General features: G+C 56.6%; 13 protein-coding genes. 6 read left to right on the plus strand and 7 right to left on the minus strand.

The window, feature by feature from the left end; translation table 11 throughout:
• Nucleotides 1–146: 146 nt before the first annotated feature.
• From pqiC to rlmKL, 5 genes are read right to left on the minus strand one after another with little or no spacing between them, the layout of a single operon-like run.
• Nucleotides 147–713: a membrane integrity-associated transporter subunit PqiC gene (gene pqiC / locus SPH27_RS06765; RefSeq protein WP_182071693.1), complete on the minus strand. Its 567-nt coding sequence runs from the start codon at nucleotides 711–713 to the stop codon at nucleotides 147–149.
• Entirely contained in the window at nucleotides 710–2,350 is a 1,641-nt protein-coding gene (gene pqiB / locus SPH27_RS06770) for an intermembrane transport protein PqiB (RefSeq protein ID WP_048979353.1), read from the minus strand. The genes pqiC and pqiB overlap by 4 nt, the downstream gene beginning before the upstream one ends.
• 4 nt (nucleotides 2,351–2,354) lie before the next feature.
• Nucleotides 2,355–3,608 carry a membrane integrity-associated transporter subunit PqiA gene (gene pqiA / locus SPH27_RS06775; protein WP_033145116.1) on the minus strand — a complete coding sequence of 418 codons (1,254 nt, stop codon included), beginning with the start codon at nucleotides 3,606–3,608 and terminating at the stop codon, nucleotides 2,355–2,357.
• A gap of 13 nt (nucleotides 3,609–3,621) precedes the next feature.
• Complete coding sequence (locus SPH27_RS06780; protein ID WP_182071694.1) at nucleotides 3,622–5,529, minus strand: ABC transporter ATP-binding protein; 1,908 nt, start codon at nucleotides 5,527–5,529, stop codon at nucleotides 3,622–3,624.
• A gap of 12 nt (nucleotides 5,530–5,541) precedes the next feature.
• Nucleotides 5,542–7,650 (minus strand): bifunctional 23S rRNA (guanine(2069)-N(7))-methyltransferase RlmK/23S rRNA (guanine(2445)-N(2))-methyltransferase RlmL, encoded by a 2,109-nt coding sequence (gene rlmKL, locus SPH27_RS06785; RefSeq protein WP_182071695.1) that lies wholly within the window; start codon nucleotides 7,648–7,650, stop codon nucleotides 5,542–5,544.
• 98 nt (nucleotides 7,651–7,748) lie between these two features.
• Here rlmKL and SPH27_RS06790 point away from each other — a divergent pair, with 98 nt between their 5' ends.
• Nucleotides 7,749–8,858, plus strand: a complete 1,110-nt coding sequence (locus SPH27_RS06790; protein ID WP_182071696.1) for a YcbX family protein — start codon at nucleotides 7,749–7,751, stop codon at nucleotides 8,856–8,858.
• Here the strand turns inward: SPH27_RS06790 and zapC are convergent.
• Nucleotides 8,855–9,397 carry a cell division protein ZapC gene (gene zapC / locus SPH27_RS06795; RefSeq protein ID WP_023311020.1) on the minus strand — a complete coding sequence of 181 codons (543 nt, stop codon included), beginning with the start codon at nucleotides 9,395–9,397 and terminating at the stop codon, nucleotides 8,855–8,857. The two genes, SPH27_RS06790 and zapC, sit on opposite strands and share 4 nt — an antisense overlap.
• Nucleotides 9,398–9,562: 165 nt before the next feature.
• The gene (pyrD, locus tag SPH27_RS06800) at nucleotides 9,563–10,573 is read right to left on the minus strand and encodes a quinone-dependent dihydroorotate dehydrogenase (RefSeq protein ID WP_023311019.1); all 1,011 of its coding nucleotides are present in this window, start codon (nucleotides 10,571–10,573) and stop codon (nucleotides 9,563–9,565) included.
• A 248-nt stretch (nucleotides 10,574–10,821) separates the two neighbouring features.
• Between pyrD and ssuE the strand changes: the two genes are divergently transcribed.
• From ssuE to ssuB, 5 genes are read left to right on the plus strand one after another with little or no spacing between them, the layout of a single operon-like run.
• Nucleotides 10,822–11,397 (plus strand): NADPH-dependent FMN reductase, encoded by a 576-nt coding sequence (gene ssuE / locus SPH27_RS06805; protein WP_023335146.1) that lies wholly within the window; start codon nucleotides 10,822–10,824, stop codon nucleotides 11,395–11,397.
• Nucleotides 11,390–12,352: a sulfonate ABC transporter substrate-binding protein gene (locus tag SPH27_RS06810; protein ID WP_032638812.1), complete on the plus strand. Its 963-nt coding sequence runs from the start codon at nucleotides 11,390–11,392 to the stop codon at nucleotides 12,350–12,352. The genes ssuE and SPH27_RS06810 overlap by 8 nt, the downstream gene beginning before the upstream one ends.
• Nucleotides 12,349–13,494 carry an FMNH2-dependent alkanesulfonate monooxygenase gene (gene ssuD, locus SPH27_RS06815; protein ID WP_039261601.1) on the plus strand — a complete coding sequence of 382 codons (1,146 nt, stop codon included), beginning with the start codon at nucleotides 12,349–12,351 and terminating at the stop codon, nucleotides 13,492–13,494. Before SPH27_RS06810 ends, ssuD begins: the two co-directional genes overlap by 4 nt.
• A 9-nt stretch (nucleotides 13,495–13,503) precedes the next feature.
• The gene (gene ssuC, locus SPH27_RS06820) at nucleotides 13,504–14,295 is read left to right on the plus strand and encodes an aliphatic sulfonate ABC transporter permease SsuC (protein ID WP_023311016.1); all 792 of its coding nucleotides are present in this window, start codon (nucleotides 13,504–13,506) and stop codon (nucleotides 14,293–14,295) included.
• Entirely contained in the window at nucleotides 14,292–15,062 is a 771-nt protein-coding gene (ssuB, locus tag SPH27_RS06825) for an aliphatic sulfonates ABC transporter ATP-binding protein (RefSeq protein WP_032658179.1), read from the plus strand. The genes ssuC and ssuB overlap by 4 nt, the downstream gene beginning before the upstream one ends.
• The last annotated feature ends 23 nt before the right edge of the window (nucleotides 15,063–15,085 follow it).

Consider the following 15,085-nt stretch of genomic DNA (forward strand, 5'->3'; position numbering starts at 1 on the left):
ATTCATACGGGTGTCATATTTGTGAGCTAGCCGGAAGTTCATTTGTACAAAAATTGTGACGTGGCACAAGTAACAAACTGAACTGAAAACGAAAAAAAACCGCAATCAGCAACAGGCCAACTGCGGTTTTTGATGATGAATTTTACTTATGGCAGCCGGGAAATTTCTCTCGCGATGCTGGCCGACTCCTGTGCCCAACCCTGAGCCAGGACTTTCACCATTTCATCATAGCCATCTTTCTGCTGCTTCAGCTCCAGATGGAAAGGACGCTTAATCAGCTGCCCCTGATGGTTCAGCAACCACTCCCCGCTGATCACCACCGCACCGTCATAACGGCCGTGGAAGCCTGTTACCGTGACGTTAAGCGTATCCTGGTCGTTACCCAGCGGCTGCGACGCGACAACCCAGCCCGGAAGCTGGCTGCCCAGATTGGCCACCAGCGTGTTGCGCAGCTGCTGATCCAGCGGGCTGGCCCACAGGTTGTTCGTCGCAATCACGTATTTAACGTCGCTGGTCTGATAGACCACGCCGTTTCCTGCCAGATAATCCGGCACGGCAACCTGCTCAACCCACAGCTGGCGGTTTCCCAGGCTGGCCGTGCTTTGCCCACCGCTGTGGGTAGCCACAGGCAGCTGATAGTAGCTTTTATTATCTACCCCTGAACTGCACGCCGTTAACAGCAGAGCGCCAACCATCAATAGCCACTTTTTCATTCTTTTGCCCTCTTCGGCTCAGGATCCTTTTTATCTTTCGCTTCGAACACCAGCGCATTGCTCTTCTCGTTGAGAGTTTTCAGCACCGGCTGCAGTTCACGCAAGACCTGATCAAGACGCTGCATATCTGCCACCATCTTATTGTACGCCGCTGAACCCGGCTGGAAGCCCTGCATGCTGCGGTTCAGCTCACGCAGCGTTTTCTGCATATCCTGCGGCAGCTGCTGCATGCTCTGGCTCGCAGTGATCTTGTTGATGTTATCCAGCGTGGTTTGCAGACGACGCATCGTTGCCTGGCTTTCGCTCAGAGAATTCGTCGCCGCTTCAATCATCGGATTCAGTGGCAGATTGTTGATCTTATCCAGCGTTTCCATCAGACGCTGCTGGATCTGAGCCAGACCGCTGCTCACCGTTGGGATGATCTTGTAGCCACCAAATTCACGAATACCGGTAATCGGCGGTGCTTTCGGGTAGAAGTCCATATCCACATACAGCGCGCCGGTCACCAGGTTACCCGTTTTCAAGGATCCACGCAGACCACGGTTCATCAGTTCGTTAATATGCGCCGCGATATCCTGGTTCTCGCCAATCTGGTTAAGCAGACGCTCCGGCTCAATGCGGATCAGCACCGGAATACGATAATCATCGTCCAGCATCTGGCTCAGGCCCGGTACAAAGAACGGAACTTGACCAACCGTACCAAGACGAATACCGCGGAACTCAACGGGTGCGCCCGGCTGCAGACCGCGGACGGAATCCTTGAAGAACATCAGGAAGTCGATGTGGTCGGTATAGAGCGCGTCCTGAATGCTTCGCTGATCGTCAAAGAGTCTGAACGCCGTTTTCTCGGCAACCGGCTGCCCCAGATCCTGCCCTTCCGGCACATCAAAGCTCACCCCGCCGCCAAACAGCGTGGTTAAGGAACCCATTTCTACGCGCATCCCCGCCGACGTAAGATCGACCGCGATCCCGCTGTCCTTCCAGAAGCGAACGTTGCTGGTCACCAGACGATCGTTTGGCGCATTGATGAAAAGCTGATAGCTGATGGTACGCTTTTGCGCATCGAAGGTGCTGGTTTCAACGGAACCGACGCGGTAGCCGCGGAACAGTACTGGATCACCCGCCGTAAGCTGGCCCGCTTTTTTGCTGTCGAGGATCACGCGGATACCCTTGGCATCAGGCGGCGCAAGCGGCGGTGAGTCGAGAAGCTGATATTGCCCAGGCTGGCTGCCCTTCGTGCCGGGCTGCAGTTCAATGTAGGCTCCAGAGAGCAGCGTCCCTAAGCCGCTGATCCCTTCGCGCCCCACCTGCGGTTTAACGACCCAGAAAACGGAATCGCCGTGCAGCAGTTTTTCCATGCCGGCATTAAGGCGCGCCTTAATTTCCACATGGGTTAAATCGTCGGTCAGGGTTGCGCTTTCGACCACGCCCACGTCCACGCTACGGCTTTTGATGGTCGTTTTACCGCCCTCAATCCCCTCGGCATTGGTGGTTATCAGCGTGACTTCCGGTCCCTGATGGCTGTAATGATAAAACAGGATCCATGCACCGATCAGCGCGGTCACGATGGGGAAAATCCACACCGGCGACCAGTTTTTGACCTTCTGCACTTTCGCCTCTCCACTCTTATTTTCCATGCTCTTACTCTTCCTCATGGCTTGATTCAGGCTCACGATCCCACGATAAACGAGGGTCGAAGGTCATGGCCGCAAACATGGTCATAATCACGACCAGTGCAAACATTAAAGCCCCCATCGCGGGATAAATACTCATCAAACCGCCCATCCGCACCAGTGCAGAGAGAACGGCGATGACAAACACGTCAATCATTGACCAGCGTCCGACAAACTCGACCACTTCATAAATCAGGTGCATGCGCTCGCTGTCGCGTTTTCCATGCCCCTTCGCATCCCAACAGAGCCAGGCGATGGCGATCATTTTTAAGGTTGGCACCATAATACTGGCGATAAAGATCACGCCGGCGACAGGATAGGAACCTTCGCCCCACAGCAGGATCACCCCGGCGAGGATCGTCGAGGGCATTTTATCGCCGAGCAAATCGGTGATCATGATCGGTAGAATATTGGCAGGCAGATACAGCATGATGGAGGTGACCAGCAGGGCCATCGTCCACTGCAGGCTATTTTTACGGCGTACGTGACCTTTCGTTTCGCAGCGCGGACAAACGTCGAGATCGGCGGGCAGCACGGCGGTACAGCACGGGCAGGAACGCAGCCCCTGACGAATGCCGGGCACGCCGACTTTTACCGTTTGCGCAAGCGTCGGTGCCGGGGCGATATCATCCCACGCCCAGCGTCTGTCCACGCACTGGAAGGCACGCAGCTGCAGGACACAGTACAGGCACCACGGAATAAAGCTGCTGCCGATCCCCACGTCGCCGTATGCCATAAGCTTCACGAAACTGACCAGAATGCCCGCCAGAAAGATCTCGGCCATACCCCAGCTTTTAAGCTGAAAAAGGATACGCGCCAGCCGGATTTTCAGCGATGTCGGCATCCTGACGCGGTTGACCAGCAAAAGGATAACGACCAGGCAAAAAGCCGGGACTATCTGGACAAACAGGAGAAAAAAGGTGCCGAGGCTGGCGTAATCTTCCGAGAACATCACGCCCGGGATTTCAAGCAGATCCACCTGGCTGGTTATCCCCCCCACCTTCATATAGATGAAGGGGAAGAGATTGGAGAGCAGCAGCATGAACAATGCTGCCAGAGCGTAAGCAGTGGGACGCTGCCGCGGCGCGTCCCACTCGGTTGTCAACGTTGCGCCGCAACGTGGACACAGGGCTTTATGTCCGTGACCAAGCTCTGGCAACGCCACGAGCATATCGCATTGCGAGCATAAAATATGCCTGTCGGCATGGTGCTGGTCACACATATGTTATCCCTGTCTATGCGCCGTTTTTCAGAGACTCAAGGTACTCCCAGCGCTCAAATGCTTCTTCCAGGGCTTTTTCAGCCGCGGACAGTTCAGCCAGTACTTTCTGAGTATAGTCATGCGATTGGGTAAAGAATGACGCATCAGCAACCTGTTTTTGCAGATCCTCAAGCGCGGCCTCCAGCTCTTCAAGACGCTGCGGTAGCCCCTCCAGTTCGCGCTGCAGGTTATAGCTTAGTTTAGCCGAGGTTTTCTTGACAGTTTCTGCTTTTGTTACAGCAGGTTCTGAACTTATTTTGGACTTTGACTGTTTCTGCGCCAGAGACTGCGATTGCTGCCCTTTTGCATCGTGATAACCACCTACGTATTGTCCAATTCCCCCTTCACCTTCGAAGATCCAGCACTCGGTTACGGTGTTATCCACGAACTGACGATCGTGGCTGACCAGCATTACGGTCCCCTGATAACCGTCAATCAATTCTTCGAGCAATTCCAGCGTTTCGACATCCAGGTCGTTCGTTGGTTCATCGAGAATCAACAGGTTACTTGGTTTCAGGAATAGACGCGCCAGCAGCAGACGATTACGCTCTCCGCCAGATAACGCACGCACTGGGGTCATCGCACGTTTCGGATGGAACAGGAAGTCCTGCAGATAGCCCAGTACGTGGCGCGGTTTGCCGTTTACCATCACCTCTTGCTTGCCTTCGGCGAGGTTATCCATCACCGTGCGGTCCGGATCCAGCTCCGCGCGGTGCTGGTCGAAGTAGGCCACTTCCAGCTTAGTCCCACAATGAATGCGGCCGGTGTCGGCCTGCAGCTGGCCCAGCATCAGCTTCAGCAGCGTGGTTTTACCGCAGCCGTTCGGGCCGATAAGCGCAATTTTGTCGCCGCGCTGAACCTGGGCGGAGAAATCTTTCACCAGCACTTTGCCATCAACCTGATAGTTGACGTTTTCCATTTCGAAGACAATCTTGCCGGAACGGGACGCTTCTTCCACCTGCATTTTGGCGCTACCCATCACTTCACGGCGTTCGCTGCGCTCACGGCGCATTGCCTTCAGAGCGCGCACGCGGCCTTCGTTACGGGTACGGCGGGCCTTGATGCCCTGGCGGATCCACACCTCTTCCTGCGCCAGCTTGCGGTCGAACTCCGCATTTTGCAGCTCTTCCACGCGCAGGTTTTCTTCTTTCTCCAGCAGATAGGTGTCGTAATCGCCAGGATAGGTGACCAGCTTGCCGCGGTCGAGATCGACAATACGCGTCGCCATGTTGCGAATAAACGAACGGTCGTGCGAGATAAAGATGATGGTGCCGCTGAAGGTTTTCAGGAAGCCTTCCAGCCAGTCAATCGCTTCGATATCCAGGTGGTTCGTCGGTTCGTCCAGCAGCAGCACCTTCGGCCCGCTGACCAGCGCGCGGCCCAGGGCCGCTTTACGCAGCCAGCCGCCGGAGAGCGCCGACAGCTCCATGTCCGGTTCCAGACCAAGCTGGGCCAGAACCTCGTTAATGCGGTTTTCGAGCTGCCACAGACCGTGGTGATCGAGCATCTCCTGCACTTTCGCCAGTTCGTTGAGGTTCTTGTCGCTCGGGTCGGTCATCACCAGATGCGAAATCTCGTGATAGCGCTTCAGGTATTCGGCCTGCTCAGAAATGCCTTCCGCTACGAAATCGTAAACGCTGCCTGTCACGTGACGCGGCGGGTCCTGCTGGAGGCGGGAGACGATCAGATCCTGCTCGTAAACGATGCGACCGTCATCCAGCCCCTGTTCGCGGTTGAGGATTTTCATCAGCGTGGATTTACCCGCGCCGTTACGGCCCACCAGACAGACGCGCTCGTTATCTTCGATATGCAGCTCTGCATTATCGAGAAGCGGCGAGTCGCTGAAAGAGAGCCACGCGCCGTGCATACTAATTAAAGACATTTATTTTTCCTTTCAGGCCGCGGTAATCAACCAGCAGTTATGAATTTGACGGTTACGGGCAAAGTCCTGAGACAGCGTTTTTTGGCTGATTTCTTGTGCTTTCAGTCCCAGGGCTGCTAAGCCGTCATGATCCATACGGAAGCCGCGTTTGTTGTTCGAGAACATAATGGTACCGCCCTTACGCAGCAGGCGCTTCAGGTCGGTCATCAGGCGCAGGTGATCGCGTTGAACGTCAAAGCTATCCTCCATGCGCTTGGAGTTGGAGAAGGTCGGCGGATCGATAAAGATCAGGTCGAACTGCTCGTCGGTATCACGCAGCCAGCCCAGCACGTCGGCCTGCATCAGACGATGCTGACGTCCGGTCAGCCCGTTAAGACGCAGGTTGCGCTCCGCCCACTCCAGATAGGTGCGGGACATATCCACCGTGGTGGTGCTCCGCGCACCGCCCAGACCCGCATGCACGCTCGCGCTGCCGGTATAGGAGAACAGGTTGAGGAAATCTTTGCCCTTGCTCATCTGGCCCAGCATGCGACGCGCGATACGGTGGTCGAGGAACAGGCCGGTATCCAGATAGTCGGTCAGGTTCACCCACAGGCGAGCGTTGTATTCGCCCACTTCGATAAAGTCACCCTTCTCGCCCATCTTCTGGTACTGATTTTTCCCTTTCTGACGCTCGCGGGTTTTCAGCACCAGCTTGTTTGGCGCAATGCCGAGCACGGCGATGGTGGCCGCGATAACGTCCAGCATGCGCTGACGCGCTTTTTGCGCATCAATGGTTTTCGGTGGCGCATATTCCTGAATCACCACCCAGTCCGCGTAGCGGTCAACCGCCACGTTGTACTCCGGCAGGTCGGCGTCGTACAGGCGGTAGCATTCAATCCCTTCCTGCTTCGCCCACTTTTCATATTTTTTCAGGTTCTTGCGCAGGCGGTTGGCGTAATCTTCCGCCACGCCGGATGGCTTGCTGTCCGCCGCTTTCTCCGCCAGATGGTAGTTTTTCTGCACGCAGTCCAGCGGGCCGTTTTTCGCTTTAAACTGGCGATCGGCACGCAGCTGCAGACAGCTCAGCAGCTCCGGCGAGGCGCTAAACAGCGACAGGTTCCAGCCGCCGAAGTAGTCCTTCATATTGCGGCCCAGCAGGCTGTGAAGGGCAATCAGCGCCGGCTCGCTGTCCAGACGCTCGCCGTATGGCGGGTTGCTGATCACGGTACCGTACGGGCCTTTTGGCAGCGGGTTGGTCAGATTCGCCACGTCTTTCACCTCGAAGGTGACCAGCTCGCCGATACCGGCGCGACGGGCGTTGCTGCGCGCGCGTTCGATTACGCGCGGGTCGCTGTCCGAACCGTAGAAGTGGGAGGTGTACTCCGCCAGACCTTTACGCGCGCGGGTCTGCGCGTCGTCTTTGACCTCTTTCCAGAGCGCTTCGTCGTGCTGGGCCCAGCCTTTAAAGCCCCAGTGACCGCGATGCAGGCCTGGCGCGCGGTCGGTTGCCAGCATGGCCGCTTCAATCAGTAACGTACCGGAACCACACATCGGATCGAGCAGCGGCGTGCCCGGCTGCCAGCCGGAGCGCATCACAATAGCGGCTGCCAGGGTTTCTTTAATTGGCGCCATACCGGTACGATCGCGGTAGCCGCGCAGGTGCAGGCCCGCGCCGCTCAGATCGAGAGAAATACTCGCCGAGTCACCGTTGAGCCAGACGTTAATACGCAGATCCGGATTTTCGCGATCGACGTTCGGACGTTCCTTATTTTTACGCGTGAAGCAGTCCACAATGGCGTCTTTTACGCGCAGGGCACCGTACTGGCTGTTGCGGATCTCGTCATTCACGCCGTTGAAATGCACCGCAAAGGTGGCATTGGGCGTGAAGATCTCTGTCCAGTCGATCATCTGTACGCCGGTATAGAGGTCCAGGTCGCTATAGACCTTGCACTCCTTCATCGGCAGCATGATGCGCGACGCCAGACGGCTCCACATCAGGCTCTGGTAAATAAGCCGCGTGTCGCCCTCAAAGTGGACACCACCCTGAACCACCTGGCACTCTTGCGCGCCCAGGCTTTCCAGTTCAGTTTTTAACAGCTCTTCCAGCCCACGGGCCGTACTGGCAAACAGAGAATTCATATCGTCACTTTTACTCTTAGAAAATTGTCGCGCATTATAGCTAATATGGCGTGTATGTCATAAAGTTGAAGGCTTATTTTCATTTGTGGGAGTGTGCAGTGGCGACGTTATCCAGGCTTTTTATTCATCCGGTGAAATCCATGCGCGGCATCGGCGTCTCTCACGCGCTGGCCGACATGAGCGGATTCGCCTTCGATCGTATTTTTATGGTCACCGAGCCTGACGGCACGTTCATCACCGCACGCCAGTTCCCGCAGATGGTTCGCTTTACCCCTTCCCCGCTTCATGACGGTTTGCACCTTACCGCGCCGGACGGTTCCAGCGCGGTCATTCGCTTTGCTGATTTTGCGCCTGTCGATGCGCCAACGGAAGTGTGGGGCAATCATTTTACCGCGCGCATCGCCCCGGATGAGATTAACCGCTGGCTGAGCGGTTTCTTCTCCCGCGACGTGCAGCTGCGCTGGGTAGGTCCTGAACCGACGCGTCGCGTGAAGCGCCACGACGCCGTTCCCCTCTCCTTCGCCGATGGTTTCCCATTCCTGCTGACTAACGAAGCCTCGCTGCGTGATTTACAAGGCCGCTGCAAGGCCAGCGTTCAGATGGAACAGTTCCGTCCGAACCTGGTGGTTACGGGTGCCGACGCCTGGGAAGAAGACACCTGGAAAGTGATCCGCATCGGCAGCGTCATCTTTGATGTCGTAAAACCCTGCAGCCGCTGCATTTTCACCACGGTGAGCCCTGAGAAAGGCCAGAAGCACCCTTCCGGCGAACCGCTGAAGACGCTGCAGTCTTTCCGCACCGCGCAGGACAACGGCGATGTGGATTTCGGCCAGAACCTGATCCCTCGCTCCAGCGGTGCAATCCGCGTCGGTGATGAGGTAGAAATTCTTGCCAGAGGGCTTGCAAAAGCCTACGGCTCGGGTCAGGAAGAAGAAATGGTCGACGTTGTGACAAATGTCGCTTCTGCGGTAGATATTCACTGGCAGGGCAACGTCATCCGTGGCAACAACCAGCAGGTATTACTGGAGCAACTGGAGCAGGCAGGTATTCGCGTACCCTATTCCTGTCGCGCAGGCATTTGCGGATGCTGCCGCATCAGGCTGGTGGATGGAGAGGTTAGTGCGCTGAAAAAATCGGCAATTGGAAATGACGGCACAATTCTGTGCTGTAGCTGCATACCGAAAACGTCCGTACAGCTGGAAGCTTAAACCGCCTGTTCAAGGCTGAAGGAATCTACGCGCAGCTGCGGCTTCAGCCTGTCGTTCATCACTTTAATGGCATCGCCAAGCTGCATCGTCCGCCCGGCAATGGTTACGCCGGGCTGTGCCAGCAGGCAGAGTGCAGCATTTTCACCTGGCTCAACCACCAGCAGGCTCACCTCTTCTGCGGTATCGCTCAGATTGACGCTGGCCGCGTCACCCGTTGCCGGGGTCCAGCTCATACCATGCGCAAGAAAATGCCAGCTTTTTGGCATTTGCGGTTTCAGGAAGCGGATAGCCACCAGCGCATTTAATACCAGCTCGGCACGCTGCTCTTTAGAGAGCACCAGATCGCGGCATTTTTCTTCAAAAGAGAAATAAAGCGCCGCATCGTCAACGCAAAAGCCCGACGGGGAAAATGCATCCGGGGTTAACATTCGGCGGGCAAAACGAGAACGAAACAACATGCCATTGGCTAAATCGAGCATCATTCGGTCATGCTCGTCGCAAAAATACCAGCGCCAGTTATCGTCAGGTTTAATTCGCATGTGTCTCTCCCGTCCCCAAACGTCCTGTACTAAAAATGTCCTGTTTGCCGCCTCGTTTATAACACCATTAATAAAAGACTATAATGACTAAATAAGCAACAGTGACGGAATATAAAACAACCAGGGCTGGAAATAAAGCCCTGGTTGTCTGATTAAGAGAAAAGATTAGATATGAGTAACGATTTCTTTAATCAGCGGCGGTCCTTTAAAAATAAAGCCGGAATAGATTTGCACCAGTGACGCACCTGCCGCCATCTTCTCGCGCGCAGCAATCACTGAGTCAATGCCGCCGACGCCAATAATCGGCAGACGTCCTTTTAATTCCGCAGACAGGGCGCGAATAATTTCGGTGCTTTTTAATTGCACCGGACGTCCACTTAACCCACCCGCTTCGTCACAGTTTTTCATTCCCTGCACGAGGGAACGATCGAGAGTGGTATTGGTCGCAATAACACCATCAATATTATGGCGAACCAAACTGTCGGCAACCTGGATCAATTCTTCAGGAGAAAGATCCGGGGCGATCTTAACCGCGACCGGAACATATTTATGGTGGATCGTCTGGAGTTCATTTTGTTTATTTTTAATGGCACTCAGAAGATCGTCCAGCGCTTCGCCATATTGTAAGGAACGCAGACCCGGAGTATTGGGTGAAGAAATATTCACCGCGATATAACCGGCATAGGCGTAGACTTTTTCCATACAAATCAGATAGTCATCTTTACCCTGCTCTACCGGCGTGTCTTTATTTTTACCGATATTGATGCCTAATATTCCGTCAAAATGGGCTTTTTTTACGTTCTCAACCAGGTGATCAACACCGAGGTTATTAAAGCCCATGCGGTTGATCAGCCCTTCGGCTTCAACCAGGCGGAACAGGCGCGGCTTGTCATTTCCCGGCTGCGGGCGCGGCGTGACGGTACCGATTTCAATGGAGCCAAAGCCCATCGCGCCCAGGGCATCAATGCACTCGCCATTTTTGTCCAGACCGGCCGCCAGACCCAGCGGATTCTTAAAGGTCAGACCCATGCACTGCACAGGTTTTTCCGGCACATTCTGACGCACCAGAGCGGCCAGCGGCGTTCCGGTAATACGACGTAATTGCTGGAATGTAAATTCATGAGCGCGCTCAGGGTCGAGCTGGAAAAGGGCTTTACGAACGAAGGGGTAGTACATGAACTCTCCTGGATTCCCGGTGTGCAAACCGGGAGGGGATTATGGGCGATCCACGCGCGAAAGGGAATTGACCTGCGGCAAAAAATCAGCGTAAAACGCAATCGTTTACCTCCCCGTCTATTTCTTATGCACTTTTTCGCATTTTAATTGCAGATAAATCATTTAGTGGAATAACCGCGCAGTGTCACACTCCTGAAAATTGTTATGAATGTTAGATAAAAGCAAACAATTGGTTATAAGGAGGAAGTATGCGCGTCATTACCCTGGCCGGAAGTCCACGATTCCCTTCGCGCTCCAGCGCCCTGCTGGAATATGCCCGCGAAAAACTCAATGCCCTGGATGTGGAAGTGTGCCACTGGAACCTGCATAACTTCGAACCTGAAGATCTGCTCTACGCCCGCTTCGACAGCCCAGCGCTGAAAACGCTCATCGAGCAGCTTAACGGCGCTGACGGCTTAATTGTGGCAACGCCTATTTATAAAGCCTCTTTTTCCGGGGCGCTGAAAACCCTGCTCGATCTGCTTCCGGAGCGCGCCCTGGACGGCAAAGTCGTGCTGCCGCTGGCAACGGGCGGTACGGTTGCCCATTTACTGGCCGTGGATTATGCCCTGAAGCCGGTGCTGAACGCGCTGAAAGCGCAGGAGATCCTCCACGGCGTTTTCGCAGATGACTCCCAGGTTATCGATTATCAACATAAACCTCATTTTACGCCGAACCTGCAAACCCGCCTCGATACTGCCCTGGAAACCTTCTGGCATGCTCTGCACCGCCGGGATATCCAGGCGCCGGCGTTTGGTCAGCCTCAAGGAGTCGCACATGTTTAAAACGTTAACCCGCATCGGCCTGGCAGGTCTGATGGCGCTTACCTCGCTGGCCCATGCAGCAGAAACGGCTCCGGAAAGTTTACGCATTGGCTATCAGAAAGGCAGCGTCAGCATGGTGCTGGCGAAAAGCCACCAGCTTCTGGAAAAACGCTTCCCGGACACCAAATTCTCCTGGGTGGAATTCCCGGCTGGCCCGCAGATGCTGGAGGCCCTGAACGTCGGCAGTATCGATCTCGGCAGCACGGGTGATATTCCGCCGATATTCGCCCAGGCGGCGGGAGCGGACCTCGTCTATGTTGGCGTTGAGCCGCCCAAACCGAAGGCCGAAGTGATCCTGGTGCCTGAAAACAGCGACATTAAAAGCGTCGCCGACCTCAAAGGGCATAAAGTGGCTTTCCAGAAAGGTTCCAGCTCGCACAACCTGCTGCTGCGTGCCCTGCAGGAAGCCGGACTCAAGTTCACTGACATTCAGCCCGTTTACCTGACGCCTGCCGACGCGCGCGCCGCGTTCCAGCAGAAGAACGTTGATGCCTGGGCCATCTGGGATCCGTACTACTCCGCCGCATTGCTGCAGGGCGGCGTTCGCGTGCTGAAAGACGGTACCACGCTGAAGCAGACCGGCTCGTTCTATCTGGCCGCGCGTCCTTATGCGGAAAAGAACGGCGCATTTATTCAGGGCGTACTGGATACCTTTACTCAGGCCGATGCGCTGACCCAGACCCAGCGTCAGGAGAGCATTGCCCTGCTGGCGAAAACCATGGGCTTACCTGAGCCGGTGATTGCGAGCTATCTCAACCACCGTCCGCCGACCACCATTACGCCCGTGGACGCGCACGTCGCCGCGCTTCAGCAACAAACGGCTGACCTTTTCTATCAAAACCACCTGGTGCCAAAACAGGTCACTATTCGCGAACGCATCTGGCAGCCCGCAGGCAAAGAAGGAGCTAAATCATGAGTCTGAATCTTTTCTGGTTTTTACCCACCCACGGTGATGGACACTATCTTGGTACAGAAGAGGGCTCGCGCCCGGTTGACCACGGCTACCTGCAGCAGATTGCGCAGGCGGCGGACCGAATCGGTTTCACCGGAGTGCTGATCCCGACCGGACGTTCATGTGAAGATGCCTGGCTGGTCGCCGCGTCGATGATCCCGGTCACCCAGCGTCTGAAGTTCCTGGTTGCCTTACGCCCGAGCGTTGTCTCCCCCACCGTGGCGGCGCGTCAGGCGGCAACGCTGGACAGGCTGTCCAACGGCCGCGCCCTGTTTAACCTGGTGACGGGCAGCGATCCGCAGGAGCTTGCGGGCGATGGGGTGTTCCTCGACCATACCGAGCGCTATGAAGCCTCCGCCGAGTTCACCCGCGTCTGGCGACGTCTGCTGGAAGGTGAAACCGTCACCTTTGAAGGCAAGCATATTCACGTTCGTGACGCGAAGCTCTACTTCCCGCCGGTGCAGCAGCCGCGACCGCCGCTCTATTTTGGCGGATCGTCGGACGTAGCCCAGGATCTGGCGGCAGAGCAGGTCGATCTCTATCTGACCTGGGGCGAACCGCCTGAGCTGGTGAAAGAAAAAATTGCCCAGGTACGCGCTAAGGCGGCCGCCCATGGTCGCAAGGTGCGCTTCGGCATTCGCCTGCACGTAATTGTGCGGGAAACCAATGAAGAAGCCTGGCAGGCCGCCGACCGCCTGATTTCCCACCTGGACGATGAGACCATCGCCAGGGCGCAGGCCGCCTTTGCCAAAACCGACTCCGTCGGACAGCACCGAATGGCGTCCCTGCACAACGGCAAGCGCGAGAACCTGGAGATTAGCCCGAACCTGTGGGCGGGCGTTGGCCTGGTGCGCGGCGGTGCGGGCACAGCGCTGGTCGGCGACGGACCGACCGTAGCCGCCCGGATTAATGAATACGCAGACCTGGGTATCGACAGCTTTATTCTCTCCGGTTATCCGCATCTGGAAGAGGCGTACAAGGTGGGCGAGCTGTTATTCCCGCATCTGGATGTCGCCATCCCGGAGATCCCGCAGCCGCAGCGGCTTCAGCTTCAGGGCGAAGCCGTGGCGAACGAGTTTATTCCACGCAAAGCCGCACAGAGCTAAGGAGTGACTATGTCTGCCACCTCCCAAAAATGGCTGCTGCGCGCCGCGCCGTGGTTTTTACCCGTCGGCATTGTGGCTCTCTGGCAGCTCGCGTCGTCCACCGGCTGGCTGTCGAGCCGCATTCTGCCCTCTCCGGAGGGCGTCGTAGAAGCGTTCTGGTCGCTGAGCGTCAGCGGTGAGCTGTGGCAGCATCTGGCGATCAGCTCCTGGCGCGCCGTGATTGGGTTTTCCATCGGCGGCAGCATCGGTCTGGTTCTGGGCCTGATCAGCGGCCTTTCCCGCTGGGGCGAGCGGTTGCTGGATACCTCCATTCAGATGCTGCGCAACGTGCCGCATCTGGCGCTGATCCCGCTGGTTATCCTGTGGTTTGGTATTGATGAGAGCGCCAAGATCTTCCTCGTGGCGCTGGGCACACTGTTCCCGATTTACATCAACACCTGGCACGGCATCCGCAATATCGATCGCGGTCTGGTGGAGATGGCGCGCAGCTATGGCTTATCGGGTTTTTCCCTCTTTATTCACGTGATTCTGCCGGGCGCCCTGCCCTCCATTATGGTCGGGGTGCGTTTTGCGCTCGGCCTGATGTGGCTGACGCTGATTGTGGCGGAGACCATCTCGGCCAACTCAGGCATTGGCTACCTGGCGATGAACGCCCGCGAATTCCTGCAAACGGACGTGGTGGTGGTTGCCATCATTCTGTATGCCCTGCTCGGCAAACTCGCCGACGTCAGCGCCCAGTGGCTTGAGCGCAGCTGGCTGCGCTGGAACCCGGCCTATACCCTTCAGGAGGCGAAAGCATGAATACTGCACGACTGAACCAGGGAACGCCGTTACTGCTGAACGGCGTGACCAAACGCTACGGCGAAAACACCATTCTTAACGGGCTGGATCTGCATATTCCCGCCGGACAATTTGTGGCCGTTGTCGGGCGCAGCGGCGGCGGCAAGAGTACCTTGTTACGACTTCTGGCCGGGCTGGAAGCCCCCAACGGCGGTGACATTCTGGCAGGAACGACGCCGCTTTCGAATATTCAGGACGATACCCGCATGATGTTTCAGGATGCACGCCTGCTGCCGTGGAAAACGGTTATCGACAATGTCGGGCTCGGTCTTAAGGGCAGCTGGCGGGATGAAGCCCGCCAGGCGCTGGCTGCCGTTGGGCTGGAAAATCGTGCGGGTGAATGGCCTGCCGCCCTCTCGGGTGGGCAGAAGCAGCGCGTGGCGCTGGCGCGGGCGTTGATTCACCGTCCGGGCCTGCTGTTGCTTGATGAACCGCTCGGCGCGCTCGACGCCCTGACGCGGATCGAAATGCAGGATTTGATTGGCTCCCTGTGGCAGGCTCACGGCTTTACGGTACTGCTGGTGACGCATGACGTGAGCGAGGCCGTCGCGATGGCTGACCGGGTGCTGCTAATTGAGGACGGGAAAATAGGTCTGGATCTGACGGTGGATCTTCCGCGCCCTCGCCGCGTGGGCTCGGCAAGGCTGGCGGAGCTGGAAGCTGAGGTATTGGATCGGGTGATGAAGCGCGGGGGGACGGAGTTACAGCGAGCCAAGGCTAATGCCTGATGCCCTCACCCCGGCCCTCTCCC

The sequence above is a fragment of the Enterobacter sp. A103 genome (assembly GCF_034427535.1).
Classification (GTDB): Bacteria; Pseudomonadota; Gammaproteobacteria; order Enterobacterales; family Enterobacteriaceae; genus Enterobacter; species Enterobacter asburiae_B.

What these genes read in the sequence shown, in the direction of transcription:
- pyrD (WP_023311019.1), bottom strand. Translation starts at nt 10,573, where the DNA reads ATGTACTACCCCTTCGTTCGTAAAGCCCTTTTCCAGCTCGACCCTGAG.
- ssuB (WP_032658179.1), top strand. Translation starts at nt 14,292, where the DNA reads ATGAATACTGCACGACTGAACCAGGGAACGCCGTTACTGCTGAACGGC.
- ssuC (WP_023311016.1), top strand. Translation starts at nt 13,504, where the DNA reads ATGTCTGCCACCTCCCAAAAATGGCTGCTGCGCGCCGCGCCGTGGTTT.
- rlmKL (WP_182071695.1), bottom strand. Translation starts at nt 7,650, where the DNA reads ATGAATTCTCTGTTTGCCAGTACGGCCCGTGGGCTGGAAGAGCTGTTA.
- zapC (WP_023311020.1), bottom strand. Translation starts at nt 9,397, where the DNA reads ATGCGAATTAAACCTGACGATAACTGGCGCTGGTATTTTTGCGACGAG.
- ssuD (WP_039261601.1), top strand. Translation starts at nt 12,349, where the DNA reads ATGAGTCTGAATCTTTTCTGGTTTTTACCCACCCACGGTGATGGACAC.
- ssuE (WP_023335146.1), top strand. Translation starts at nt 10,822, where the DNA reads ATGCGCGTCATTACCCTGGCCGGAAGTCCACGATTCCCTTCGCGCTCC.
- SPH27_RS06780 (WP_182071694.1), bottom strand. Translation starts at nt 5,529, where the DNA reads ATGTCTTTAATTAGTATGCACGGCGCGTGGCTCTCTTTCAGCGACTCG.
- pqiA (WP_033145116.1), bottom strand. Translation starts at nt 3,608, where the DNA reads ATGTGTGACCAGCACCATGCCGACAGGCATATTTTATGCTCGCAATGC.
- pqiC (WP_182071693.1), bottom strand. Translation starts at nt 713, where the DNA reads ATGAAAAAGTGGCTATTGATGGTTGGCGCTCTGCTGTTAACGGCGTGC.
- pqiB (WP_048979353.1), bottom strand. Translation starts at nt 2,350, where the DNA reads ATGGAAAATAAGAGTGGAGAGGCGAAAGTGCAGAAGGTCAAAAACTGG.
- SPH27_RS06810 (WP_032638812.1), top strand. Translation starts at nt 11,390, where the DNA reads ATGTTTAAAACGTTAACCCGCATCGGCCTGGCAGGTCTGATGGCGCTT.